The sequence below is a fragment of the Buttiauxella izardii genome (genome assembly GCF_003601925.1).
Classification (GTDB): Bacteria; Pseudomonadota; Gammaproteobacteria; order Enterobacterales; family Enterobacteriaceae; genus Buttiauxella; species Buttiauxella izardii.
In genome coordinates, this window is sequence record NZ_QZWH01000034.1 from 1 (window position 1) to 23,367 (window position 23,367).

Annotated in this window: 22 protein-coding genes; 15 read left to right on the top strand and 7 right to left on the bottom strand. The window is 51.9% G+C overall.

What is annotated here, in order from left to right; genetic code table 11:
- The 6 genes from D6029_RS14945 to D6029_RS14970 all read right to left on the bottom strand — a co-directional run.
- A partial coding sequence (locus D6029_RS14945; protein ID WP_147365238.1) for a DUF6531 domain-containing protein occupies positions 1-1,565 on the bottom strand: 1,565 nt, incomplete at its 3' end.
- 370 nt (positions 1,566-1,935) lie between these two features.
- Positions 1,936-3,555 (bottom strand): phosphoenolpyruvate carboxykinase (ATP), encoded by a 1,620-nt coding sequence (gene pckA, locus D6029_RS14950; protein WP_120065515.1) that lies wholly within the window; start codon positions 3,553-3,555, stop codon positions 1,936-1,938.
- Positions 3,556-3,886: 331 nt separating this feature from the next.
- Positions 3,887-4,765, bottom strand: a complete 879-nt coding sequence (gene hslO / locus D6029_RS14955; RefSeq protein ID WP_120065516.1) for an Hsp33 family molecular chaperone HslO — start codon at positions 4,763-4,765, stop codon at positions 3,887-3,889.
- Between the two features lie 28 nt (positions 4,766-4,793).
- Positions 4,794-5,195, bottom strand: a complete 402-nt coding sequence (hslR, locus tag D6029_RS14960) for a ribosome-associated heat shock protein Hsp15 (RefSeq protein WP_120065517.1) — start codon at positions 5,193-5,195, stop codon at positions 4,794-4,796.
- Positions 5,195-5,875 carry a GMP/IMP nucleotidase gene (yrfG, locus tag D6029_RS14965; protein WP_120065518.1) on the bottom strand — a complete coding sequence of 227 codons (681 nt, stop codon included), beginning with the start codon at positions 5,873-5,875 and terminating at the stop codon, positions 5,195-5,197. Before yrfG ends, hslR begins: the two co-directional genes overlap by 1 nt.
- A 60-nt stretch (positions 5,876-5,935) precedes the next feature.
- Entirely contained in the window at positions 5,936-8,074 is a 2,139-nt protein-coding gene (locus D6029_RS14970; RefSeq protein ID WP_120065519.1) for an intracellular growth attenuator family protein, read from the bottom strand.
- Positions 8,075-8,403: 329 nt separating this feature from the next.
- Here D6029_RS14970 and nudE point away from each other — a divergent pair, with 329 nt between their 5' ends.
- Complete coding sequence (nudE, locus tag D6029_RS14975) at positions 8,404-8,964, top strand: ADP compounds hydrolase NudE (protein WP_120065520.1); 561 nt, start codon at positions 8,404-8,406, stop codon at positions 8,962-8,964.
- 47 nt (positions 8,965-9,011) lie between these two features.
- Here the strand turns inward: nudE and mrcA are convergent, their stop codons facing one another.
- On the bottom strand, positions 9,012-11,564 hold the full coding sequence (mrcA, locus tag D6029_RS14980; RefSeq protein ID WP_120065521.1) for a peptidoglycan glycosyltransferase/peptidoglycan DD-transpeptidase MrcA: 2,553 nt from the start codon (positions 11,562-11,564) through the stop codon (positions 9,012-9,014).
- A 119-nt stretch (positions 11,565-11,683) separates the two neighbouring features.
- On the opposite strand from mrcA, the gene D6029_RS14985 reads away from it, so the two are divergent.
- The 14 genes from D6029_RS14985 to D6029_RS15050 all read left to right on the top strand — a co-directional run bounded on the left by D6029_RS14985 (position 11,684) and on the right by D6029_RS15050 (position 23,346).
- Positions 11,684-12,508 carry a type IV pilus biogenesis protein PilM gene (locus D6029_RS14985; RefSeq protein ID WP_120065522.1) on the top strand — a complete coding sequence of 275 codons (825 nt, stop codon included), beginning with the start codon at positions 11,684-11,686 and terminating at the stop codon, positions 12,506-12,508.
- Positions 12,505-13,059, top strand: a complete 555-nt coding sequence (locus tag D6029_RS14990; protein WP_167456008.1) for a PilN domain-containing protein — start codon at positions 12,505-12,507, stop codon at positions 13,057-13,059. The genes D6029_RS14985 and D6029_RS14990 overlap by 4 nt, the downstream gene beginning before the upstream one ends.
- On the top strand, positions 13,043-13,510 hold the full coding sequence (locus tag D6029_RS22530; protein WP_167456009.1) for a HofO family protein: 468 nt from the start codon (positions 13,043-13,045) through the stop codon (positions 13,508-13,510). The genes D6029_RS14990 and D6029_RS22530 overlap by 17 nt, the downstream gene beginning before the upstream one ends.
- Entirely contained in the window at positions 13,500-13,886 is a 387-nt protein-coding gene (locus D6029_RS14995) for a HofP DNA utilization family protein (protein ID WP_167456010.1), read from the top strand. Before D6029_RS22530 ends, D6029_RS14995 begins: the two co-directional genes overlap by 11 nt.
- Positions 13,825-15,072 carry a type IV pilus secretin PilQ gene (gene pilQ / locus D6029_RS15000; protein ID WP_167456011.1) on the top strand — a complete coding sequence of 416 codons (1,248 nt, stop codon included), beginning with the start codon at positions 13,825-13,827 and terminating at the stop codon, positions 15,070-15,072. Before D6029_RS14995 ends, pilQ begins: the two co-directional genes overlap by 62 nt.
- A 318-nt stretch (positions 15,073-15,390) precedes the next feature.
- Positions 15,391-15,912: a shikimate kinase AroK gene (gene aroK / locus D6029_RS15010; protein ID WP_034460280.1), complete on the top strand. Its 522-nt coding sequence runs from the start codon at positions 15,391-15,393 to the stop codon at positions 15,910-15,912.
- A gap of 60 nt (positions 15,913-15,972) precedes the next feature.
- Positions 15,973-17,061, top strand: coding sequence for a 3-dehydroquinate synthase (aroB, locus tag D6029_RS15015; protein ID WP_120065525.1), 1,089 nt, complete (start codon positions 15,973-15,975; stop codon positions 17,059-17,061).
- A 97-nt stretch (positions 17,062-17,158) separates the two neighbouring features.
- On the top strand, positions 17,159-18,496 hold the full coding sequence (gene damX, locus D6029_RS15020; protein WP_120065526.1) for a cell division protein DamX: 1,338 nt from the start codon (positions 17,159-17,161) through the stop codon (positions 18,494-18,496).
- Between the two features lie 65 nt (positions 18,497-18,561).
- The gene (dam, locus tag D6029_RS15025; RefSeq protein ID WP_120065527.1) at positions 18,562-19,380 is read left to right on the top strand and encodes an adenine-specific DNA-methyltransferase; all 819 of its coding nucleotides are present in this window, start codon (positions 18,562-18,564) and stop codon (positions 19,378-19,380) included.
- A gap of 45 nt (positions 19,381-19,425) precedes the next feature.
- Positions 19,426-20,103, top strand: a complete 678-nt coding sequence (gene rpe / locus D6029_RS15030) for a ribulose-phosphate 3-epimerase (RefSeq protein WP_034499126.1) — start codon at positions 19,426-19,428, stop codon at positions 20,101-20,103.
- Positions 20,096-20,809, top strand: a complete 714-nt coding sequence (locus D6029_RS15035) for a phosphoglycolate phosphatase (protein ID WP_120065528.1) — start codon at positions 20,096-20,098, stop codon at positions 20,807-20,809. Before rpe ends, D6029_RS15035 begins: the two co-directional genes overlap by 8 nt.
- On the top strand, positions 20,802-21,806 hold the full coding sequence (gene trpS / locus D6029_RS15040) for a tryptophan--tRNA ligase (RefSeq protein WP_120065529.1): 1,005 nt from the start codon (positions 20,802-20,804) through the stop codon (positions 21,804-21,806). Before D6029_RS15035 ends, trpS begins: the two co-directional genes overlap by 8 nt.
- Before the next feature lie 255 nt (positions 21,807-22,061).
- A complete protein-coding gene (gene yhfZ, locus D6029_RS15045; RefSeq protein WP_120065530.1) occupies positions 22,062-22,964 on the top strand; it encodes a GntR family transcriptional regulator YhfZ in 903 nt (300 codons plus the stop codon).
- Positions 22,965-22,989: 25 nt separating this feature from the next.
- Positions 22,990-23,346: a PRD domain-containing protein gene (locus D6029_RS15050; protein WP_120065531.1), complete on the top strand. Its 357-nt coding sequence runs from the start codon at positions 22,990-22,992 to the stop codon at positions 23,344-23,346.
- The last annotated feature ends 21 nt before the right edge of the window (positions 23,347-23,367 follow it).

Genomic DNA, 23,367 nt, shown 5'->3' on the forward strand with positions numbered 1-23,367 from the left:
CGGTTATAGCGGTACTGCGTTCTGTAACCTGAACAGTCGGTGTAACTCTGCAGCAGCCCGTGCGCATTCCAGTCCAGTGTCTGACGGCCCCCGGCTTCGTCTTCGGTTTCCGACGGCTGAGCGCTGTTTTCGTCCGCGTAGTGGTAACGGCGGGTGTGGCGCAGCGCATCGGTTTGCGCGGTCAGCCGCCCGTATTCGTCATATTCCCTGTCCGTACGGCTGCCATCGGGTGCGGTGGCGCTGGTGAGCTGGTTGCGGGCGTTGTAATCATAACGGCTGACGCTGCCGTCCGGGTGCCAGAGGGCCAGCAGGTTGCCGCTCACCACATCGAGCTGGAATTCGGTTTTGCGCCCGGCGGCATCGGTCTGTGCGGTCAGCCGCCCGCTGCCGTCAAACTCACTGTGGATGTCACTGCCGTCGGGCTGCTCCAGTCTGACGACCCGCTTCAGGCCGCGTTCACCGGAAAAATGGTAAACGGTTGTCCGCTCAAGGCTGTCAGTGACCACTGTTTTCTGGTCGGTGTAAACAAACTGATAGCTCAGCCCGCCGGGGTTGCTCTGTGAAATAACTTTATTATTTTCATCATAGGTATAGCGGGTGGTAGGCCGCCCGGTGTACTGGTGGGCGACCATCAGGCCGGCATGTTGCGGGTGCCATTCGAAGTGACGCGTTTTCACCCCGGCCTGGTCATACACCGCCGCCAGCTCGCCGCGCGGGCTGTAGTCATAACGGGCGAGCGGGAGTGACGGCAAATCCGGAAAAGCCACATCGCGCACCAGCCAGACGGCGGCAAGACGGATGCCAGCGGGCAGCGTGACAAGCTCGAGCCGAAAACGGCGGCCGCTGCTGTCGGTGACGCCGGTCACCTGCCCGGCAAACTCCCCGTCAGCATCACGGTGATAGCGCAACTGATTACCAAAGCGGTCCACCAGACCGGAAAGCACGCGGGACGGCGGCAACGGGCGCGGCAGCACGTCTTCCGGTGAAACCGGTAGCTGAAAAGACTCCAGAATCCACCACGGCCCGGTGGCATCGTTTGCAACAAAACAGGTATGCGGACTGAGGCGTACATCAGCGGGCAGCGCCTGCCACAGGCGGCTCAGGCGATGGCTTTCGGGCTGCGTATCCACGCCGCCCCGTGCCAGCCAGAGTTTTTCGGACTGACTGTAGGCAATGGTACCCGGAGCCAGCAGGTCAAAATGAATACTGCGCCCGCCGTTATCGTTAAGAATGAGCTCATCGGCACGTATCTGCAGGCGAATATCTGTCGCCGACTGCCAGCCGGGGCCGAAGGTGCCGACCGGGGCAGGCGTGTCGGTGCGGTAGCTGCTGTAGCTGCGGGTGAGCACGAAAGGGAGTAATGCCGGCAGGGCGATATCGGTTTCACCGGGCAGGACTTTTGCGCCGAGCACCGGGTTGACCGGATTGCCCACCGCCACACCACCGGGGCAGACTGAGCAGGCCACGCCAGTGGGGGCACCAATCATCACCCCGAGGGAGCCCTGAACAATCGGGCCGCCGATTAAGGTTGCGTCACCCTGACGCGCAGCAGGCATTCCTGGCATGGTTAAGTCCTTTTAATTAATAGTTTATCAATGGGTTGTCTTGTGAACTGCCATCGTGAAATGGTCATCCCACACTTTCCGTTTTACGCTCACCCACACTGAGGGCCATTTCCTTGCCGTGGAGTTATTGACCAGAACGTATGGTTGGAGCACAACCATCACGCAGATAAATATAATAAAATCAATGTGATAATGGGTGTGAAAGATAAGGCTGGCGTGGAAGAGTGACCGTGACGGATGTCACATAAAAAGAAATAGGGAAAAGGACAAAGTGAATATGAATACAGGCTGGATTCGAAGGCTATTGATTCAAAAAATGACAAAAAAATCCCCGGCATTTTGCCAGGGATTTTGAGGTGCCAGTAGCTACCTAGATCTTCGGCCCGGCGCTCACCAGCGCTGCACCCGCTGGGGTATCGGTATATTTCTCGAAGTTCTCGATAAACAACTTAGCCAGTTGCTCTGACTTTTCCTGCCATTGTTCTGGTGTCGCGTAGGTTTTACGTGGATCCAGAATGCTTTCATCAACGCCCGCCAGCGCTGTAGGAACAGCAAGGCCAAAGATAGGCAGCGTGAAGGTTTCGGTATCGTCCAGAGAACCATCCAGAATCGCATCAATAATCGCACGCGTGTCTTTAATGGAGATACGTTTGCCGGTGCCGTTCCAGCCAGTGTTAACCAGATATGCCTGAGCGCCTGCTGCCTGCATGCGTTTCACCAGCACTTCTGCGTATTGCGTCGGGTGCAGAGACAAGAATGCCGCACCAAAACAAGAAGAGAAAGTTGGCGTCGGTTCGGTAATACCACGCTCGGTACCTGCAAGTTTGGCGGTAAAGCCAGACAGGAAGTGGTACTGCGTTTGGTTTGCCGTCAGGCGTGAAACTGGTGGTAGAACACCGAAAGCATCGGCGGTCAGGAAGATAACTTTGTTGGCGTGGCCCGCTTTAGAAACCGGTTTAACGATGTTTTCGATATGGTAAATCGGGTAGGAAACACGGGTGTTTTCGGTTTTCGAACCGTCATCAAAGTCGATAGAGCCATCGGCGCGAACGGTGACGTTTTCCAGTAGCGCGTCACGGCGAATCGCATTAAAGATTTCCGGCTCGGCTTCCTGGGATAAACGAATGGTTTTTGCGTAGCAACCGCCTTCAAAGTTAAACACGCCATCGTCGTCCCAGCCGTGTTCATCATCGCCAATCAGGCGGCGCTTAGGATCGGTTGAAAGCGTGGTTTTGCCAGTGCCAGACAAACCAAAGAATACCGCGACATCGTCTTTTTCGCCGACGTTTGCCGAACAGTGCATCGAAGCAATGCCTCTGAGCGGCAGCAGGTAGTTCATGATTGAGAACATGCCTTTCTTCATTTCGCCGCCGTACCAGGTGCCGCCAATTAATTGCACGCGCTCGGTCAGGTTAAAGGCGATGAAGTTTTCAGAGTTCAGACCCTGCTCTTTCCATTGTGGGTTGGTGCATTTCGCGCCGTTCATCACCACAAAGTCAGCTTCGAATGTTTCCAGCTCTTCGTCTGTTGGACGGATGAACATGTTCTTAACGAAATGAGCCTGCCAGGCCACTTCGGTAATAAAACGCACGGAGAGACGGGTATCAGCATTCGCGCCGCAGAAAGCATCAATAATAAAGAGGCGTTTGCCAGAGAGTTGGTGGGTGACGAGCCCTTTCAGGTGTTGCCAGGTTTCTTCACTCAGCGGTTTATTGTCGTTTTTGCCTTTGCCATTATCTGCCCACCACAGCGTATCGCGGGTTGTGTCGTCGCGAACGATGTATTTATCTTTTGGGGAACGGCCGGTAAAGATGCCGGTATCAACAGCAATGGCACCGAGGTTTGTTTCTACGCCGCGCTCAAAACCTTCCAGATTGGGGTTGAGTTCTTCACGGTACAAGGTGTCGTAATCGGGGTTGTAAATCACTTCACTTGCGTCATGAATTCCATAAGCCTTGAGATCTTGCGCTGTTATGCCTTTAACTCGCATTTCACTGCTCCTTAGCCAATTTGTACTGCTTGAGATTGTAGGGTTGTTTATTGGTTGTTAACCGCGACACCTATCATAGATTTGAGCATCCACTCGAATCCATATAGCGGAAAACGCTGTGAAGCGAGTCACAACGGGGTGAGAGTATGGCAGGAAATGCTAACGAGGCAGGGAAAATATTCTGAATATGTTAAAAAATAGTGCGATTAACGGACGGTGTGTGAGCGAGAGCGCATTCGTATGCAAACCGTGAAATTTATCTTTTTCAAAATGCCCTCACCCCAGCCCTCTCCCCGAGGAGAGGGAGAAAGCGAAAGTAAGGGAAAGAATATTAATGAACTTGTGGATCAGCCGGAGAGGCGTTGTTGCGGATTTCTGCGATGTCCATGGCGTTGAACACGTAGTGATTGCCGCAGTAATCGCAGTTCATGTCGATTTCGCCTTCTTCTGCAATGATGCTGTTCACTTCTTCATCAGGCAGCGTTCTTAGCGCATCGGCACAACGTTCACGGGAACAGGTGCACTTAAATTCCACGTTTTGCGGATCGTAAAGCGTCACTTCTTCTTCGTGATACAAACGCCACAGCACTTCATTGGCCGGTAAGGTCAGCAGTTCTTCAGCCTTGATGGTTTCAGTTAATGCCGCCAGGTGATTAAAATCATCAGCCTGCGCATCTTGTGCTGGCAGAACTTGCAGCAACATGCCGCCCGCTGCTGGCTGGCCATCTACGTCGCCAGTACGGATGAACAGGCGCGTTGGCAACTGCTCAGAGCGTAAGAAGTAATCTTCCAGGCAAGCGGCGAGCGTATCGCCCTCAAGACCTACAACACCTTGATAACGTTCGCCTTCGGCTGGCGTAATCGTGATCACCAGGTAGCCATTGCCTACCAGCGCTTTCAGATCGGCATCGGCAAGGATTTCACCTTTAAAACGTGCGACGCCACGCATTTGCTGGTTGTTGTTGCCGTTAATTACCGCGAGGCTCATTGGGCCATCGCCTTGTAATTGCACGGTAATATCGCCATCAAACTTAAGAGTGGCGGTCAGCAGGCTGGTTGCGACCAGCAATTCACCGAGAATAGTTTTCACCGGTGTCGGATAGTCATGGTTTTCCATGATCTGTTTCCAGGTTTCGGAAACCGTGACCAGTTCACCGCGTACGGCGAAGTTTTCAAACAAATAACGGTGCAGTTGGTCGTGTTGAGCCATAATTTTCTCTCATTCAGGTGGCAGGGATTTATTCGTTGCCACCGTGTTTAAATTTCATCAAATCACGTCGCTCTTTTTTATCAGGGCGACGGTCGGGGTGGGGCATTGTCAGCGCATTCATTTTGCGCGCCAGCGCTACTTTTTCCCGCTTAGCGATACTTTCCGCCGTCTCTTCATAAAGCTGCGAGGCATCTGTGGCCGGGCGTCGTTGCTCAGTCACTGCCAGAACTTTGACGGTTTTTTCGTCATTGCCCTGGCGCAGCGTCAACATGGCGTTCAGCTCAACGAGCTTACTCGGCTTGCTGCGCTGCCCGTTGTAATGCACTTTGCCGCCTTCAACCATTTCCCGGGCAATGGCACGTGTTTTATAAAAACGCGCGGCCCACAGCCATTTGTCGAGACGGACACCTTCAGACGCTTTTTCTTTCATCACGACTCCTTAAACATCAACTTCGGGAGTAGTCGGCGATAGTCGTTCAATGCCGGATGGCGTTGATAGGTTTTGTCGATCTGTCCTGAGTCGGGATTGGTCACGCCCAGGCAATAACGAATGCCAAACTTCGCGGCGGAATCCAGAATCGGTTCGCTATCATCAATGAATAGCGTCCTGGCCGGTTCCAGCCCGGTATGTTCGGCAACAGCCTGCCACAACCGCTGATCTTCTTTCGGATAACCAAATGTGTGGGTGGAAAGTAATAAATCAAGGTGCTGAGCCAAACCGGTGTGTTCAAGTTTGACCGCCAGATTATGCGGGTGCGCGTTGGTCAGCAAAATGCGCCGTTTACCGCAGGCTTTCAGGGCGTCGAGGAACGGGACGGTATCTTCACGTAACACCGCGTTCGCTCCCTGAGCTGTGGTCATCGCACAAATATCCAAACCCAGACGCTCGCTCCAGTAATCCAGACAGTACCAGTTTAGCGTATGTTGCACGGCGTGATATTCCTGGCGAATCAACTGATGCGCTTCATCGAGCGGAATATCTCTGAGTTCACTGACCGTTTCAGGCACCAGTTTCTGCCAGAAGTGATTATCAAACGCGAGATCCAGCAAGGTGCCGTCCATATCGAGCAATACGGTATCGACGTCCTGCCAGGCAATATCAATATGCATAGGTTCGAGCCTGATTAGAGGAAACTGCGCGACAGGTTAGCACAACCTGTCGCGTGAAGTTTAGAACAGCGGGCGGACAGCGGAGATCGTCGTTAACGTGGGATTCATGCAGTTGTCGTAGTACTGCTGGATTTGCGCCAGACGGTTGCGGCTACGGCGGAAGCGGCGGATCGCCAGAACTCCGTTGATCAGCAGGCAAGCAATCATCGCGATGAGCAGCAATGTGGTGCTGATATAACGCCACAGGCTGCTGCTGTCCGGGATTTTGTGCAGCGTGATGTGCTGTGTTCCGTTCGCATCCTGACGAATGCCAGTAATTATCCCTTCGGCGCTAAATGGCGTTTTAAGCAGCATTTCGGCCAGGCGCTGGAACTCGCCCCATTGTTCTTGTGCAGGAATGTCGTACAGCGGAACCGGCGGCAATGGTTGGTCAACCAGGTCGCTACCTTCGTCATTAATAATGACATATCCGCCTGGGGCTGGGCTGTTCAGCGCCTGTGCCGAGCGAGCCGTTTCACGGATAAAGAAAGGTGCCGTAGATGTGGTGACCAGGTTATCGAGCGACTCAGCGCTGACCGGACGCAGCAGAACGTTCACGCCAGTGAGTTTCCCTGAATCAGCCTTTTTGGTGAGGGCATCCCAGTCTTTGGTGTTACCCAGGTTTACCAGCGCATTCTTCAGGCGGACACATTCGTCTTCAGCGGTACAAAGCGCCTGTGTTTTCAACACAATCCCGGCAAAATCATCTAATAACACCATGCCTGATTTCTGAATCGCACTGCGTAATTGCGGGTTCACCTTTGAATCTTCGCTGGTTTGCGGATGAATCTGCCCACTGACGGCTTGTGTCAGCGCGGTGGCTTTATCCATGATATCGGATTCAGGCACTGGCAACGATTGCGCGGTATTCCAGATGATTTGCGAGCAATCGAACGGCGTGAACGGATATGTTTGCCGCGTGATGTAGTTGCCTGGTGTATGGATGTTGCACATGCCGGTGCCGTTTACTTTCAGCGTGTCGCCAACGCGCAGAGGTGTTTTATCCAGATCCGCGACAGTCGTTGCTTCAATGGTTTGAGCGCCTTTCAACCATGACATGCTCAGTTTTAACGGCATTTCCAGCGGCACCCAGATTGTCAGCATCAGCAGGACAACTAAACTTCCGACCGCAATGACCAGGTTACGCACCCAATGTTGAATCGGGAAATTGCGCACTTCGTCATGTAGCGACAGGAAGCGGCCCTGGCGAATCACATGCCTATCAAGATAAATATCGATGTCTGTTTTCTGCCCCAGGTCCTGAGCCACATACTGCTGCCAGTGAGCGGGGTAAATCAGGTCGATTATACCTAAAGAAATATTATTGATTTGATCCTGATTTGACTCGCCAAACAGCCCCCAGCGCTTAGGCGTGCCGCGTAAACAGTGGACTTCACGCAGCGCATTTTTGGCGGGAGGTGCAAATAAGCCCCACAGACTTGCGGCCAGCAGCATAAACGCGCCGCCGACTAACCAGGGTAAAACCACCGGAGGCGTGACCAGACACAAAAACAGCATGATAAAGGCCACGCAAATCAGTATCGCTTCACGTAAGCCATCGGGGCGGCTGAGTGCGTACTCTTCGGGCGTTTCCTGGCGGATATTCAGCAGCTCAATCTGTTCGCTTTCTTCACCGCGAATCGAGGCCTGAGTATGGGGATCTTGTTCCAGCGCGAAACCACGGTTTTCGCTGCTGTAGTCGATAAGCGTATGGCCGTTCAGGGAAATCACCAGCGGCATGGTTTCAGTACGAATCAACTCAACGTAGTTATCGTTGGTGATGTACTGCTCCCAGAATGGTGGCAGGTGAACTTCTACAGAATCAAGGTAATAGCGCCACTTGTTAGGGTCGTCAGTGGATAAACCATAACGGGTGATGGAGCGGGTAAGGGAAAGCGCTGTGTTACTGAGGGAATTAAGCACCAGCTTTGCGGGCGCCGCGCTGGCACCAGAAGGCCCCACGATATTTTGCGTGTCTAGGGAGGCAATATAGTTTTCAACGGCTGCGCGTTCATCTGCGGTCAACTTACGTGAAGTTGCCCCGCTAAACGATTGGGCTTGTGATAAACGAGCGCGTAACCGCAGGCTGCGCCAGATAAGCCACCCCGCAATTAAGATGCAGGCCAGCATAGCAGCTAAAAGAAGTAATAAGGTGCTCATGCCTTCCCCATCAAACACTCGTTTTCTTATTAAAACGCAGCAAGTTGCACCCCTTCCAACAGACGGGCGTAATGATCATTATCGGCATACCTTGCCTCAAACTTGAGACATTTTTATGTTTATAGGCTGCTGTAACATAATGTTAGCAAAGCGACTTTGCGAGAAATATCAGTAAATTCCTATTTCATTTGTCGACTATTGACATGTAACACAGGTCTAAAAAAATCACTTAAAGTTGCAAAAATGTAAATAATAACCGATGTCCGTTGCGTGAGATATGTGGCATAACGCACAATGGTGCACCTGCATTTACTGTTAGCCCAGCCACGATGAGCAAACCATTACAAAAACCGACCATTTTACATGTTGAAACCGTGGCCCGTTCACGGCTGTTTAATGTCGAAACGGTGGACCTGGAGTTCAGCAACGGTGTGCGCCGTGTTTATGAGCGCATGCGTCCCTCCGCGCGGGAAGCGGTCATGATAGTCCCTATCGTTGATAATCATTTGATTTTGATCCGCGAATACGCGGTTGGAACGGAATCTTATGAGCTCGGTTTTTCCAAAGGATTAATCGATCCGGGCGAGACTGTTTTTGAGGCGGCCAATCGCGAGCTGAAAGAAGAAGTCGGTTTTGGGGCGAATCAGTTAACTTTCCTGAAAAAGCTGACCATGGCACCGTCCTATTTCTCGAGCAAAATGAATATCGTGATTGCGGAAGATCTCTATCCAGAATCTCTGGAAGGTGACGAGCCAGAAGAATTGCCACAAGTGCGCTGGCCGTTGGACTCACTGTTGGATTTGCTGAATGAAGAGGATTTTAGCGAGGCGCGAAATGTGAGCGCGCTTTTCCTGGTGCGGGAATGGCTGAAAGAGCAGGGACGTTTGTAAATCCTTTTACTGTCACCCGCCTCCAGTGAGACGGGTGACATCAAGTCTTAGAACAACTCGTGGCTTTCGCCATTATCAATTATCGTCGTTCCCACTTCATGCACAGCCTGCTGCGTCGGTTGCGTGCCTTCGATAAAGAACTCAGGACGACTGCTTCCGCCATTCGCTAACTGCCCGGTGTAACGGTCGATATTCACCGTGACGATGCCCGGTGGTGGGGTCAATGGCTCTTCCGGCACTCCGTCCAGCGCGGCTTTCATAAAATCGTCCCACGCCGGTTGAGCACTCTTCGCGCCGCCTTCGTAACCTGAAATCTGATCTTTAATCGCGCCAGATGCAGAGGTGCGCCCAAGGTCACGGCGGTGATCGTCAAAACCAATCCACACGGATGTCACCACACCAGGCCCGTAACCCGAGAACCAGGCATCTTTCGAGCTGTTGGTTGTGCCGGTTTTCCCGCCAATATCGTTACGTTTCAGGTCACGGCCAGCACGCCAGCCGGTGCCTTGCCAACCCGGTTCACCGTAGATATTCGAGTTAAGCGCACTTTTAATCAGGAACGCCAGCGGCGTGTTGATGACATGGGGCGCGTAATCCGGCGGGCTGCTTTGGGCAACCAGTTCGCTGTTAGCTTGTTCCAGTTTCGGCATCGGAACGCTGACATTTTGCGTTTCCTGAGACTGCGCGACGTCTTCAACATCCTTATTTTCCAGAACGTTAGACTTCTGCGTTTCCCCATAAATCACTGGGATATCACACTCTGCACAGGCTATTTTCGGCTTCGCTTCAAAGATGGTGCCGCCGATTTCATTCTCAATTTTTGAGATGTAATAAGGGTCAACCAGATAGCCGCCGTTAGCCATCACCGAGTAACCACGCGCGACCTGCAATGGTGTGAATGAGGCTGAACCTAACGCTAATGATTCGGTATGCACGATATTTTGTGCAGGGAAACCAAAGCGTTGCAGGTATTCCGCTGCGTAATCAACGCCCATCGCACGCATCGCACGTACCATCACCACGTTTTTCGACTGGCCAAGACCCTGACGTAATCGGATTGGGCCTGCGTATTCTGGCGGTGAGTTTTTCGGACGCCAGTCAGAACCGGCACCGGCATCCCAGCGGGAAATTGGCACATCGTTCAGCACGCTCGCCAGCGTCAAACCTTTATCCATCGCAGCGGTATAAAGGAATGGTTTGATGTTGGAGCCGACCTGGCGCAGTGCCTGAGTGGCACGGTTGAATTTGCTCTGGTTGAAATCAAAACCACCGACCAACGCCACAACGGCACCGTCATGCGGGTTAAGAGAAACCAGGGCCGAGTTCACGTCGGGGATTTGCCCCAGCCACCAACTTTCGTCAACTTTGCGCACCCAAACTTGCTGACCCGCTTGCACCACGTCCGTCACTTTACTTGGGGTCGGGCCTTGCGCGGTGTCAGAACGGTAAGGGCGAGCCCAGCGCATGCCATCCATATTCAGGGCAACAGCGCTGCCATCGGCCATCAGAGCTGTCGCTTCCGTTGGTGAACACTGCGTAATCACAGCCGGGAAAAGCGGGCCATAAGTTGGCAGGTTCTTTAATGAATCGACAATTTTGGTTTTGTCCCACGCCGTTTCGCCGACTTTCCACAACACGTTTGATGGGCCACGATAACCGTGGCGCATGTCGTAAGCCATCACGTTGTTACGCACGGCTTGTTGTGCGGCTTGCTGCGTTTTACGAGTGATGGTGGTGTAAACCTTGTAACCATCTTCGTAGGCTTTCTCACCGTATTTCGCGACCATATCCTGGCGCACTAATTCGGAGAGATAAGGTGCAGAAAACGCAATTTCTGGCGCGTGGTAGTTGGCGTCAATCGGCTGATTACGCGCTTCGTCATACTGCGTCTGAGTAATGTAGTTTTCACTCAGCATGCGCGATAACACAACATTACGACGGGATGTGGCGCGGTCCATCGAATACAGCGGGTTGAATGTTGACGGTGCTTTTGGCAAACCGGCAATCACCGCCATTTCGCTCAGCGTTAACTGATCAACCGACTTACCAAAATAGACTTGTGCTGCGGCACCCACGCCATAGGCGCGGTATCCGAGATAAATCTTGTTGAGGTATAGCTCGAGGATTTCATCTTTGGTCAGGAGCTGTTCAATACGAATCGCCAGGAACACTTCTTTAATCTTACGCATCAGCGTGCGTTCAGGGCTTAAGAAGAAGTTACGTGCCAGCTGTTGCGTGATGGTACTTGCGCCCTGCGAAGCATGACCGGAGAAAAGAGCCACACTGGCGGCGCGGAAAATCCCGACCGGGTCAACGCCATGGTGTTCGTAGAAACGGCTGTCTTCGGTGGCAATGAACGCTTTCACCATCACCGGTGGAATTTGTTCGAGCGTTACCGGAATACGACGTTTCTCACCGTATTGAGCGATTAGCTCGCCATCAGCGCTATAAACCTGCATTGGAATCTGGAGTCGCACATCTTTAAGCGTGGCGACATCAGGCAACTGTGGCTCAATAAATTTGTAGAGCCCGAAGATCGAGCCTGCTCCCAGCAGAATGCAACACACTGCAAGGATGAATAAATACTTTACGAACTTCACCTTAAATTTCCCATTACGTTTCCATTGGGCAGTTTATAAACAACCGCGCGGTAGTATAAAGGCAAGCCAGTGGCATTGGTATGGCATTTTCCGTAACCGGCGATAAGGAGATCGTAAACATGGTGTTCACAACCTGGCAAATTGGCCTGGATATTCAACATGAAAGCATTCGTGCTGTGGCGGTGCAGCGCCAACGACAAGGGTGGCAGCTCCGACACTGGTGGCAATTTTCGCTACCCGAAGGCACATTTCGTGACGGATTGTTAATTAATTCTGAAGCCCTGACTAACGTCTTGTCAGCGTGGCGAAAAGAGTTGCCGCTGCGCCATCAATTACGCGTCTCTTTTCCAACACAGCGAACATTGCAGCGCCCGGTTCCGGTACCCGATAAACGCCTGGGCGAACCCGCAAGTGAAGCGTACATCGCATCCGCAACTGCCCGCCAATTGCAAATGTCGCCAGCCCAGTTGTGCTGGGATTATTTAGCGTCACAAGATGTTGCAGACTCGCATTTGATCGTCGCTGCGCGCCAGACAGATGTCACTTTATTGCTTAAGAGCTTAGCGCAGTTACGTCTGTTCCCTGCAACGCTGACCCCTGGGGCTGGCGCTTTACCGGTGCTCATTTCACCGTGTCATCTCGAGAAGTGCCAATATCTGATTCACCGTGAAGCTAACCATTGGCTTTGGGCATCAACGGAGTCCACACCACGTTGGGGATGGGTCGATACCGTTGTCGCACCGACGATTTTCGATTTGTGCCAGCAACTCAACACTGAACCCACACTTGTCGCATTAAGTCATGCGCAACCTGAACCGCTCCCACCGGGCGCATTGGTTATGGATGCCTGGCAAGCGTTGTCACGTTTACAGCCGCCATTACCACGCCATGGAGGCGCATTTACGGTGGCAATAGGGCTGGCAATTGGTGGGTTATGCCGATGAAACCGCTCATTAACCTACTGCCCTGGCGCCAGAAGCAGCGCCAACAACGCACCAGGCGCTGGGGAATATTACTGGGTCTGGTTTTAGCTATTGTGCCGTTACTTATCGCGAGTGCACGGCAGCTTTCAACATGGGAAATTAACCAACAGCGAGCGCATAAAGAGCATCTGGACAGCACCTTGCCCGCATTAAAAAACTTCTACCAGAAGCGCCTCGTGATGCAGGAGCAAAATCAGAAATTGCTGCAGTTGCAGCAAACGCGAGAACAGCAACAGCGCGCCATTCAGGTCTGGGGAGAGCGATTAATTCAGTTGGCCGGTTTTTTACCTCCCGGCGTGTGGTTGTCTGCTTTAACTCAGCAAAAAAATCAATTTGTGATCAAAGGGCATGCCGGGCTTCTGGAAGAGGTACAGACGCTGGAAAAGGAGCTGACCCAGCTTGAGGGCGTTGCAACGGTTCGTACCGGCGCAGTTCAACACGAACCGCAAGGTGGCTTAAACTTTAATTTCACCTTAACGCTAGTTGAGGTGGCGAATGCTTTGGCTCATTGAGCGTTGGGTGAACGGACCCGTTTGGGTGCGCATCATTTCACTTATTGCCATAACGACATTGGTCACGCTTGTTGCGTGGGCATGCCTGATTCGCCCACAAAATTCTGTAATGCAGCAATTACAAACGGGTAATCGGTTAGCGGCCCAGCAAATCGCCGAAGTGCACCTGAAAATACGTCAATTGGCCCCGCTTGCTACGCCGCAAATATCCTCAATTGCCCCATTTTTTTCCGTCGCGGAGTTTGTCGGGCAAGCCCAGGGGCAACTTTTGAAATGGCAGCCTGATGAAAAACAGGGAACGCTGGAAATGCTGCTGCCATGGGAAAAGTTACCGGATTCGTTTGCCCAGCTCGCTGAATATCGTGTCGTGGCGTGTCACTCATTCACCATCATGCCGCAAGGGGAATTGCTCAAACTCGTTCTGGCAATGGAGTTTGCTGATGAACCGTAGCGTGTTGTCAGGGTTATTTATTGTGATGTCGTCCGCGCATGCTTTTCCCGCTAACCCTTTTCTGCCACAGGTTTCTCCCTGTGAAAAATTAACAGCGCAGCTTGCAGGCTGGGCGTTGCAAGGCGTGATTCGCGCAAAACAGACAAACACGGCGTTGATGCTTAGCCCTCAAGGCAACTGGCGTCGAATCAAAGTCGAAAGCGAACTCGTTCCGGGTGTGCAAATTGAAAGTGTGGATGAAACCGGTGTTCTGGCAAAGATTGACTCTGGTTGCCAGCCCGCTACCTATCGTTGGGAAATAAAAGGAAAAACGAATGCCATGGATACGAGTACTGCTGCTGGCGCTGCTACTGCCATTCACAAGCCAGGCCGATAAAGGTGTTTCTCTGGTGTTGGACAACGCCCCGGTCACGCAGGTTTTGCAGGCGCTGGCTGAAACCCAAAACATTAACCTGCTGATTGCGCCGGGTGTGGAAGGGGTGTTGTCGCTTAACCTGGTTAACGTCCCCTGGAAACAGGCTTTTGAACTCGTTCTGAATAATGCGGAGTTAAGCCAGCAGCGCGCCGGAAATGTGATTCAGGTGATGCCAAAAGCTCGCCAACGTGAGCAGCAAGCGTTGGCGGTGGAATTGCGCAAGCAACAAGTGCTTGAGCAGCCTATGCTCTATCAGGTCTTTGCTCCTCACCATGCTGATGTTGAGGATCTCTGGGCGGCATTAAAATCATCAGGCGATAAAATCCTCAGCCCGCAGGGCAATGTCACCGTTGATAAGCGAACGAATCGGCTGATTATTCGGGACAACAAAACGGTGCTGAAGCAAATGGCGGATTGGGTAAATGAAATGGACTTACCGATAGGGCAAGTCGAAATTGAAGCCCATATCGTCACGATCAATCAGGATAAGCTTCGCGAACTGGGTGTGAAATGGTCTGCCGCAGAGCAAACGGGGGAAAGCAAACTCTACCAGCCGACGGGGATATCGGCAAATCTTTCCGTGAGCAATGCGACCACGAACGTGGGGTTTAATATTGCCCGCATTGACGGACGCTTGCTGGCGCTTGAGTTATCAGCACTTGAACAACAACAGCAATTAGAAATTATCGCCAGCCCACGTTTGATGGCGGCTCATCAGCAACCCGCAAGCATCAAACAAGGCACTGAAATTCCGTATCAGGTTTCCAGCGGCGAGAGCGGGGCGACATCGATAGAATTTAAGGAAGCTGTTCTGGGTATGGAAGTGACGCCGACGATCCAACCCCACGGAAACATTCGCTTAAAACTGCGCATCAGCCAAAACATGCCAGGGCGAAGTATTCAGCAAGCTGATGGCGAAGTGCTGGCAATTGATAAGCAAGAGATAGAAACGGTGGTGGCGGTGAAGAATGGTGAAACTCTCGCATTGGGTGGGATTTTCCAGCAACACAACAAAGACAGTCGCGATAGTGTTCCCCTACTGGGATCAATACCACTGGTCGGGAGTCTGTTTCGCCACGATGCCAAAAACCTCCAGCGTCGCGAATTAGTGGTGTTTATTACGCCACGACTTATCTCTATTCCTTAGCGTTTTCTTTCACCATCGCTGAGTTTTTCTATGAAACGATGCCCAGGTGTTTGACGGCAGAGAGGAATTAGCTTACAAGGTGTACCGTTTCGAGAGGCTAGACGCTCAAGTTTGTGACAGATAACCCTGATTTATGTATTTTCTCCTTCACGAGAACGCTGGGGAATATAATCGGTTGCCAAACCACCTTGAGTATTGAGATAATTTTCAGTCTGACTCTCGCACTATCGCTTATGAGGTTTCAGTTCATGTCCCGCTGCACCTGGTTTTAACAGGGCGGGTTTATCATCAACGAATTGTCTTAGTAGTACCGAAAAAATGGCAGAGAAACGCAATATCTTTCTGGTTGGGCCTATGGGTGCCGGCAAAAGCACTATTGGGCGTCAGTTAGCTCAGCAACTCAATATGGAATTTTTCGATTCTGATCAAGAGATTGAGAAACGTACCGGAGCTGATGTGGGCTGGGTATTCGACGTTGAAGGCGAAGACGGCTTCCGCGATCGCGAAGAAAAAATCATCAACGAACTCACTGAAAAACAGGGCATTGTGCTGGCAACTGGCGGCGGCTCTGTGAAGTCTCGTGAGACCCGTAACCGTCTCTCCGCCCGTGGAGTTGTGGTGTATCTTGAAACCACAATCGAAAAACAGCTTGCCCGTACTCAGCGTGATAAAAAGCGCCCGTTACTGCAAGTTGAGACTCCACCGCGTGAAGTTCTTGAAGCCTTAGCTCAAGAACGCAATCCTCTTTATGAAGAGATTGCTGATGTGACGATTCGCACTGACGACCAAAGTGCCAAAGTGGTTGCTAACCAGATTATTAATATGTTGGAAAGCAACTGATTCTGGCTTAATCGATAAAAACGCCTGCGGGCTAAGCAACATCAAGGTGGACTTCGCGTTATGGAGAGGTTAACAGTCACTCTCGGGGAACGTAGTTACCCTATCACCATTGCTGCTGGGTTATTTAGTGACTCGGCATCTTTTGGGCCGCTGAAAGCTGGCGACCAGACGATGCTGGTGACCAATGAAACCCTGGCGCCGCTCTACCTGGATAAGGTGCGTGGCGTGCTTGAGCAGGCGGGCGTTAAAGTCGATTCCGTCATCCTTCCGGATGGCGAACAATTTAAAAGCCTCGCTGTATTAGACACCGTCTTTACTGCGTTGCTTGAAAAGCCACATGGTCGTGACACGACACTAATAGCCCTTGGCGGTGGTGTCGTGGGTGACCTGACTGGCTTTGCTGCGGCGAGCTATCAACGCGGCGTGCGTTTTATTCAAGTTCCAACCACTTTGCTTTCGCAAGTGGACTCTTCTGTTGGCGGTAAAACAGCCGTTAACCATCCCCTCGGTAAAAATATGATTGGCGCGTTCTACCAACCGGCTTCGGTGGTGGTGGATCTCGACTGTCTGAATACTTTACCTGCGCGGGAGTTGGCCTCTGGCCTGGCTGAAGTGATTAAGTATGGAATTATCCTCGACGGTGAATTCTTCAACTGGCTTGAAGAAAACCTGGATGCCTTGCTGGCGCTTGATGGTAAAGCTTTGGCCTGGTGTATCCGCCGTTGTTGTGAGCTTAAAGCGGAAGTTGTTGCCGCTGACGAGCGCGAAAGCGGCTTACGTGCTTTACTGAATTTGGGCCACACCTTTGGTCACGCTATAGAAGCTGAAATGGGCTATGGCAATTGGCTGCATGGTGAAGCTGTTGCTGCAGGTATGGTAATGGCGGCGCGTACAGCTCAGCGTCTTGGGAACTTCAGCGAAGCCGATGTGCAGCGAATCATTACGTTGCTGCAACGTGCAGGGCTGCCAGTTACCGGGCCGAAAGAAATGTCAGCCGACGCGTATATGCCCCACATGATGCGTGACAAGAAAGTTTTGGCTGGTGAGCTGCGCTTAGTGCTGCCACTGGCAATCGGGAAGAGTGAAATGCGTGGCGGAGTGCCACACGATGTCGTTTTGTCCGCCATTGCTGATTGTCAGCAGGCTTAATTATTAGAAATTTCGGTCGCTGTAGTCAGGCGATTTTTAACTTCGGGTGAAGTGCTGAGTTTGAATTGCTGGCATGAGCCTTTGAGTGGGGTGTTAAATGGATGAGTTTAAACCGGAAGACGAACTGAAACCCGATCCTAGCGATCGCCGTTCAGGCCGTACCCGCAGAGCTGATGAGCGTGAAAGTGAACCGCAAATCAATGTCGATGATGTTGAGTTAGACGCCGACGAACCTCGTCCAGCGCGTTCCCGCCGTACTCGTGAAGAAGAAGAGTATGAGAGCGATGAAGACCTGCAAGTTGAAGCAGAAGAACGTCGCCCGGCGCGTACCCGTAAGAAATCCGCTAAACCTAAAGTTCCGGTATCCCGCCAGCATTTGATGATGGGCATTGGCATTCTTGTGCTTTTGCTGCTGATCATTGGAATTGGGTCGGCGCTAAAAGCTCCTTCTACCGACACCGAAACGGCAAACCAGCAGCCGGGTGCGGAGAAAAATATTGATTTATCTGGCAATAATGGCAGCCCAGCCGATCAGGCTAATGGTGCGCAGCCACAGCCAGGTAATACTTCTGTCACCAATCAGACAGAAAACGCAGGTAACCCACAAGAAGTGACGCTTCCTGCCATTTCTTCAACACCGACTGATGCACAAACTCAGCCAGCCCCACAGGGCCAGCAGCGTGTGGAAGTTCCGGGTGACTTGAATAACGCACTGACTCAACAATCTGGTCAGATTGATAACGCGGTGAACAGCTCGACATTACCAACCGCTCCGGCGACTGTTGCTGCGGTAGCGGGTAGTAATGGTGCGACGACTGCGCCACGTCCTGTTGCGAAAGCAGAGCCAGCGAAGCCGGCTGCACCTCGCCAGGAACGCAAAACCGCAGTGATTGAGCCGCAGCATAAAGCTCAGCCAGTTAAACAGCCTGCAGTGAAAGCGGAACCAAAACCGGTAGCGACGGCTAAACATAGCGAACCTGTCACGGCTCCTGCACCAACAGCGACCGCACCAGTTAAGGCTCCGGTTACTGCAACTGCACCGAAAGCGACGACTACCACATCTACAGCGGCAACAGCAGCAGCTCCGGCACCGAAAGCCGCCGCAACTGCTCCAGCAACCGCTGCAACCGCTGCAACAGGTGCTGTAGCCGGTGATGCTGGCGCAATCAAAGGCGCGCCGGGTAGTCATTACACCTTGCAGCTTAGCTCTTCTTCTAACTCAGCAAATCTGAATGCCTGGGCGAAGAAAGAGAATCTGCAACACTATATGGTTTACCAGACGGTGCGTAATGGCCAGCCATGGTATGTTTTGGTTAGCGGTATCTATGCCAACAAAGACGAGGCAAAGCGTGCCGTTGCAACATTGCCAGCTGATGTTCAGGCTAAGAACCCGTGGGCAAAACCTATCCATCAGGTTCAGTCTGATCTGAAGTGATGAACAAAGCGCAGCCGCTGTTGGAACCTTTCCACAGCAGGAAAAGGTGTAAATAGTTAGGCAGCATGAAAAAAAATCGCGCTTTTCTGAAATGGGCGGGGGGGAAATACCCCCTGCTCGAAGACATCAAAAAGTATCTACCGAAAGGTGATTGTCTGATTGAGCCGTTCGTCGGCGCCGGCTCAGTCTTTCTGAATACTGATTACTCCCGCTATATCCTCGCAGATATTAATAGCGATCTGATTAACCTCTACAACATCGTCAAAACCCGCACGGATGAGTACGTTCAGGAATCCCGTAAGCTTTTTACGGCTGAACAAAACAATGAGCAGGCGTTCTATCTCAATCGTGCCGAATTTAATCAGTGCAAAGATGAGTTTCGTCGTGCGCTGCTGTTTTTATATCTGAACCGCCATTGTTACAACGGCCTGTGTCGTTATAACCTACGTGGTGAATTCAATGTCCCGTTTGGCCGTTACATCAAACCTTACTTCCCGGAAGAAGAGTTGTATCATTTTGCCGAACGAGCACAAAACGCGATATTTCTGTGTCAGTCGTACGATGTCAGTATGTCGGATGTGAGTGCCGGGTCCGTGGTCTATTGCGACCCGCCGTATGCGCCATTGTCGGCAACAGCTAATTTTACTGCGTATCACACCGATAGCTTTAACGCTGTGCAACAGCAGCATTTGGCTGAGCTTGCGGAAAGTTTGCGGGGAAATCGTATTCCCGTCCTGATTTCCAATCACGATACGGAACTCACTCGGTTGTGGTATCACCAGGCAAAACTGCACGTTGTACAAGTGCGTCGCAGCATTAGCCGAAACGGTGGAACGCGTAACAAGGTGGACGAACTGCTGGCGCTGTATAAAGTCGGTGCCTGAGCCGTTTCGTCCGCAGACGTTTATGATTTGCTATTGGAGAAGCGGATGAAACAGTTTTTGATTGCCCCCTCAATCCTCTCGGCCGATTTTGCCCGTCTGGGTGAAGACACGGCTGCGGTGCTGGCTGCTGGTGCGGATGTCGTCCATTTCGATGTTATGGATAACCACTATGTACCGAATCTCACCATCGGCCCGATGGTGTTAAAGTCCCTGCGTGATTACGGTATTACTGCTCCAGTTGATGTGCATCTGATGGTGAAACCCGTTGACCGTATCATTCCGGATTTCGCCGCTGCTGGTGCCAACATCATCACTTTCCACCCGGAAGCCTCAGAACACGTTGACCGTTCCCTGCAACTCATCAAAGAACACGGCTGCAAAGCCGGCCTGGTGTTCAACCCGGCAACCTCTCTGAGTTGGCTTGATCACGTAATGGATAAACTGGATGTCATTTTGCTGATGTCCGTAAACCCAGGCTTTGGCGGCCAGTCATTTATTCCTCATACGCTGGAAAAGCTGCGTCAGGTGCGTGAACGCATTGATGCTTCCGGCTATGACATTCGTCTGGAAGTTGACGGCGGCGTGAAGGTCGACAACATTGCCGAAATTGCTGCGGCTGGCGCGGATATGTTTGTTGCAGGTTCTGCAATCTTCAATCAGCCGAATTACAAAGCCGTTATTGATAGTATGCGTAGCGAGTTGGCAAAGGTAAGTCATGAATAAGTTAAGCAAAATTCGCGGTATCGCCTTCGATTTAGACGGTACGCTGGTAGACACTGCACTCGGTCTGGCGCAGGCAATGGATCAGGCGCTTTACGCGCTGGAGTTGCCGACAGCGGGTGAAGATAAAGTTGAAAAGTGGATTGGGAATGGTGCCGATGTGCTGGTTCAGCGTGCGCTGACCTGGGCATTAAAAGGCGAAGAGCCAGAAGCTGACAAGTGCCGTATCGCCCGCAAACTGTTTGATACCTACTATGCCGAAACGGCAGAAGAGGGCAGTTTCTTGTTCCCGGAAGTGGCTAACACATTGGCTGTTCTGGCGGAAAAAGGCCTGCCGATGGGCCTGGTCACCAACAAACCGACGCCATTCGTGCTGCCAATGCTGGAACGCTTAGGTATCGCGCAGTATTTCAAAGTCATTATTGGCGGCGACGACGTGGAAAATAAAAAGCCACATCCGGAAGCGCTGCACAAAGTGATGGAACAGCTGAATCTCAGCGCGGATGAGCTGTTATTTGTCGGCGATTCTCGCAACGATATTCTTGCGGCACAAGCGGCTGGCTGCCCATCTATTGGCCTGACTTATGGTTATAACTACGGTGAATCCATCGAGTTAAGCCAGCCCGATTTTGTATTTGACCATTTCGACGATTTATTGCCCGCGTTAGGGCTCTCTAACAAAGAACATCAGGAATCAGAACATGAGTAAACCCATTGTCTTTAGTGGCGCACAGCCATCAGGTGAATTGACCATCGGTAACTACATGGGTGCGCTGCGTCAGTGGGTCCATATGCAAGATGATTACGAGTGCATTTACTGCATCGTCGATCAGCATGCGATTACCGCGCGTCAGGATGCTGAGCAACTGCGTAGCCGTACTCTCGACACGCTGGCGTTGTATCTGGCTTGCGGTATCGACCCGGCGAAAAGCACCATCTTTGTACAGTCCCACGTGCCGGAACATGCACAGTTGGGCTGGGTGCTGAACTGCTACACCTATTTCGGCGAACTGAGCCGCATGACTCAGTTTAAAGATAAGTCTTCTCGCTACTCTGAGAACATTAACGCTGGCCTGTTTGATTATCCGGTGCTGATGGCCGCCGATATTCTGCTGTACCAGACCAATCTGGTGCCAGTGGGTGAAGATCAGAAACAGCATCTGGAGCTGAGCCGCGATATCGCTGCACGTTTCAACGCGCTGTATGGCGATGTGTTCAAAGTGCCAGAGCCGTTTATCCCGAAATCCGGCGCACGCGTGATGTCTTTACTTGAGCCGACCAAGAAAATGTCTAAATCAGACGATAACCGTAATAACGTTATCGGCCTGCTGGAAGACCCGAAAGCCGTGGTGAAGAAAATCAAACGCGCAGTAACCGACTCCGATGAGCCGCCTGTCGTGCGCTACGATACTGCCAATAAAGCGGGTGTTTCCAACATGTTGGATATTCTGGCTGGCGTGACGGGTAAGTCTATCACCGAGCTTGAGCAGCACTTCGAAGGCAAAATGTATGGTCACCTGAAAGGCGAAGTGGCTGAAGCGGTGTCTGGCATGCTGACTGAATTGCAGGAACGCTTCCACCGTTTCCGTAATGACGAAGCCTATTTGCAGCAAGTGATGAAAGACGGTTCAGCGAAAGCGCGTGCACACGCCAGCGCGACGCTGAAGAAAGTCTATGAAGTGATTGGATTTGTTGCACAGCCTTAATTTCTAAAACCATCCTCACCCTAACCCTCTCCTTGAAGGAGAGGGGACTGACTGATTTTCTCCCTCTCCCCCAGGTGAGGGGACTGACTGCCTTTCTCCCTCTCCTGGGGGAGAGGGTCGGGGTGAGGGCGTTCCTCTCATCCATTCCCCCGCTAAATATCTTTTGTGACCCCATTCTCTTTTTGCATATTTCACGTTTGCCATTTATATTCATTTTAATGAAGATATAACTATTCAATAAAATGAAGATTAATTATGAGACGTAGCTTTATCAAGAAAGAAGGGCTTGCCCAGGCCAGTCTGGCGCGTTATCTGCTGGGCGAGAAAAGCGGCAACCGACTGAAAACTATTGATGAACTTGCGACTGAATGCCGGTTCTCAGTTGGCTTGATGCAAGCGGCATTAAAGACTCTTGAAAAAGCAGGTGCGGTAACAGTCGAACGACGCGGGCGCAACGGAAGCTATCTGGTCAGTATGGATAACAAAGCCTTATTGGCTTTTGCCGATATTGGCAATGTAGTGTGTGCGATGCCGTTGCCTTACACCCGATTGTACGAAGGTTTAGCCAGCGGGTTGAAAGCCCAGTTCGACGGCATCCCGTTTTACTACGCGCATATGCGCGGCTCGGATGTTCGTGTCGAATGCTTGCTGAATGGCGTGTATGACCTGGCGGTGGTTTCACGTCTGGCAGCGCAAAGTTATCTGGATAACACCGACGTCTGCATGGCGCTGGAACTCGGCCCGCATACCTACGTCGGCGAACACAAACTGATTTGTCGCGCCGGGAATCCAGAAATCAAGCGCGTTGGGTTGGACCCGCGTTCAGCCGACCAGCGCATTATGACCGACATCTATTTCGCCGGTCAGCCGGTTGAGATCCTCGATGTGCCTTACCACGAGTGTCTTAACCGCACCGCCAAAGGTGAAATTGACGCCGTTATCTGGAACGTGGGTGGCGAAGCTGATTTGGAATTGCTCGGCCTGGAGGCACAACCCTTAAATGGTGACGCACGTTATGTGCAAGCCTCTGAAGCCGTAGTGTTAACGCGCGCCGACGATGCGCCAATCCAGCAACTGTTGCGCACGGTAGTGAACAAAAATGCCCTGCTTTCCCATCAACAAAAGGTTTTATTGGGCGAGCAAGAGCCAAGCTATTAAGTAATTCATCAAGGGGTGATGCGGGATGGAAGAGCGGCTGAATCTATTGTGTGAGGCGGGTGTCATCGACCGGGATATTTGTGACGGCATGCTCGGTGTCGTCGACCAGCTTGAAAATGTCTGGGCAATTCCGGTGCGCAATGAACAAGGCGAAATGGCGATCACGCATATGGCCAACGCGCTGATGCGCAGCCGCCACGGTGAGGAAATCGGCCCGCTTGACGAGGAATTGCTGGAAGAAATTGTGATGTCGCAGGCTTACGCAGAACTGCTGCCGATTCATCGGGCGATGCTTGCGCCATTTGACGTCACGCTCCATCCCAACGAAGAAGGCTATCTGCTGGCTAACCTGTTTAGCCTGTGGATGGTCAGCAAAGGCTAAAACCTTTTTTCCAGCAAACAG

Bases quoted from the DNA above. Each gene is read 5' to 3' on its own strand.
- pckA (WP_120065515.1), bottom strand. From the start codon at position 3,555: ATGCGAGTTAAAGGCATAACAGCGCAAGATCTCAAGGCTTATGGAATT.
- hslO (WP_120065516.1), bottom strand. From the start codon at position 4,765: ATGGCTCAACACGACCAACTGCACCGTTATTTGTTTGAAAACTTCGCC.
- hslR (WP_120065517.1), bottom strand. From the start codon at position 5,195: ATGAAAGAAAAAGCGTCTGAAGGTGTCCGTCTCGACAAATGGCTGTGG.
- yrfG (WP_120065518.1), bottom strand. From the start codon at position 5,875: ATGCATATTGATATTGCCTGGCAGGACGTCGATACCGTATTGCTCGAT.
- D6029_RS14970 (WP_120065519.1), bottom strand. From the start codon at position 8,074: ATGAGCACCTTATTACTTCTTTTAGCTGCTATGCTGGCCTGCATCTTA.
- nudE (WP_120065520.1), top strand. From the start codon at position 8,404: ATGAGCAAACCATTACAAAAACCGACCATTTTACATGTTGAAACCGTG.
- D6029_RS14985 (WP_120065522.1), top strand. From the start codon at position 11,684: ATGGTGTTCACAACCTGGCAAATTGGCCTGGATATTCAACATGAAAGC.
- D6029_RS14990 (WP_167456008.1), top strand. From the start codon at position 12,505: ATGAAACCGCTCATTAACCTACTGCCCTGGCGCCAGAAGCAGCGCCAA.
- D6029_RS22530 (WP_167456009.1), top strand. From the start codon at position 13,043: ATGCTTTGGCTCATTGAGCGTTGGGTGAACGGACCCGTTTGGGTGCGC.
- D6029_RS14995 (WP_167456010.1), top strand. From the start codon at position 13,500: ATGAACCGTAGCGTGTTGTCAGGGTTATTTATTGTGATGTCGTCCGCG.
- pilQ (WP_167456011.1), top strand. From the start codon at position 13,825: ATGCCATGGATACGAGTACTGCTGCTGGCGCTGCTACTGCCATTCACA.
- aroK (WP_034460280.1), top strand. From the start codon at position 15,391: ATGGCAGAGAAACGCAATATCTTTCTGGTTGGGCCTATGGGTGCCGGC.
- aroB (WP_120065525.1), top strand. From the start codon at position 15,973: ATGGAGAGGTTAACAGTCACTCTCGGGGAACGTAGTTACCCTATCACC.
- damX (WP_120065526.1), top strand. From the start codon at position 17,159: ATGGATGAGTTTAAACCGGAAGACGAACTGAAACCCGATCCTAGCGAT.
- dam (WP_120065527.1), top strand. From the start codon at position 18,562: ATGAAAAAAAATCGCGCTTTTCTGAAATGGGCGGGGGGGAAATACCCC.
- rpe (WP_034499126.1), top strand. From the start codon at position 19,426: ATGAAACAGTTTTTGATTGCCCCCTCAATCCTCTCGGCCGATTTTGCC.
- D6029_RS15035 (WP_120065528.1), top strand. From the start codon at position 20,096: ATGAATAAGTTAAGCAAAATTCGCGGTATCGCCTTCGATTTAGACGGT.
- trpS (WP_120065529.1), top strand. From the start codon at position 20,802: ATGAGTAAACCCATTGTCTTTAGTGGCGCACAGCCATCAGGTGAATTG.
- yhfZ (WP_120065530.1), top strand. From the start codon at position 22,062: ATGAGACGTAGCTTTATCAAGAAAGAAGGGCTTGCCCAGGCCAGTCTG.
- D6029_RS15050 (WP_120065531.1), top strand. From the start codon at position 22,990: ATGGAAGAGCGGCTGAATCTATTGTGTGAGGCGGGTGTCATCGACCGG.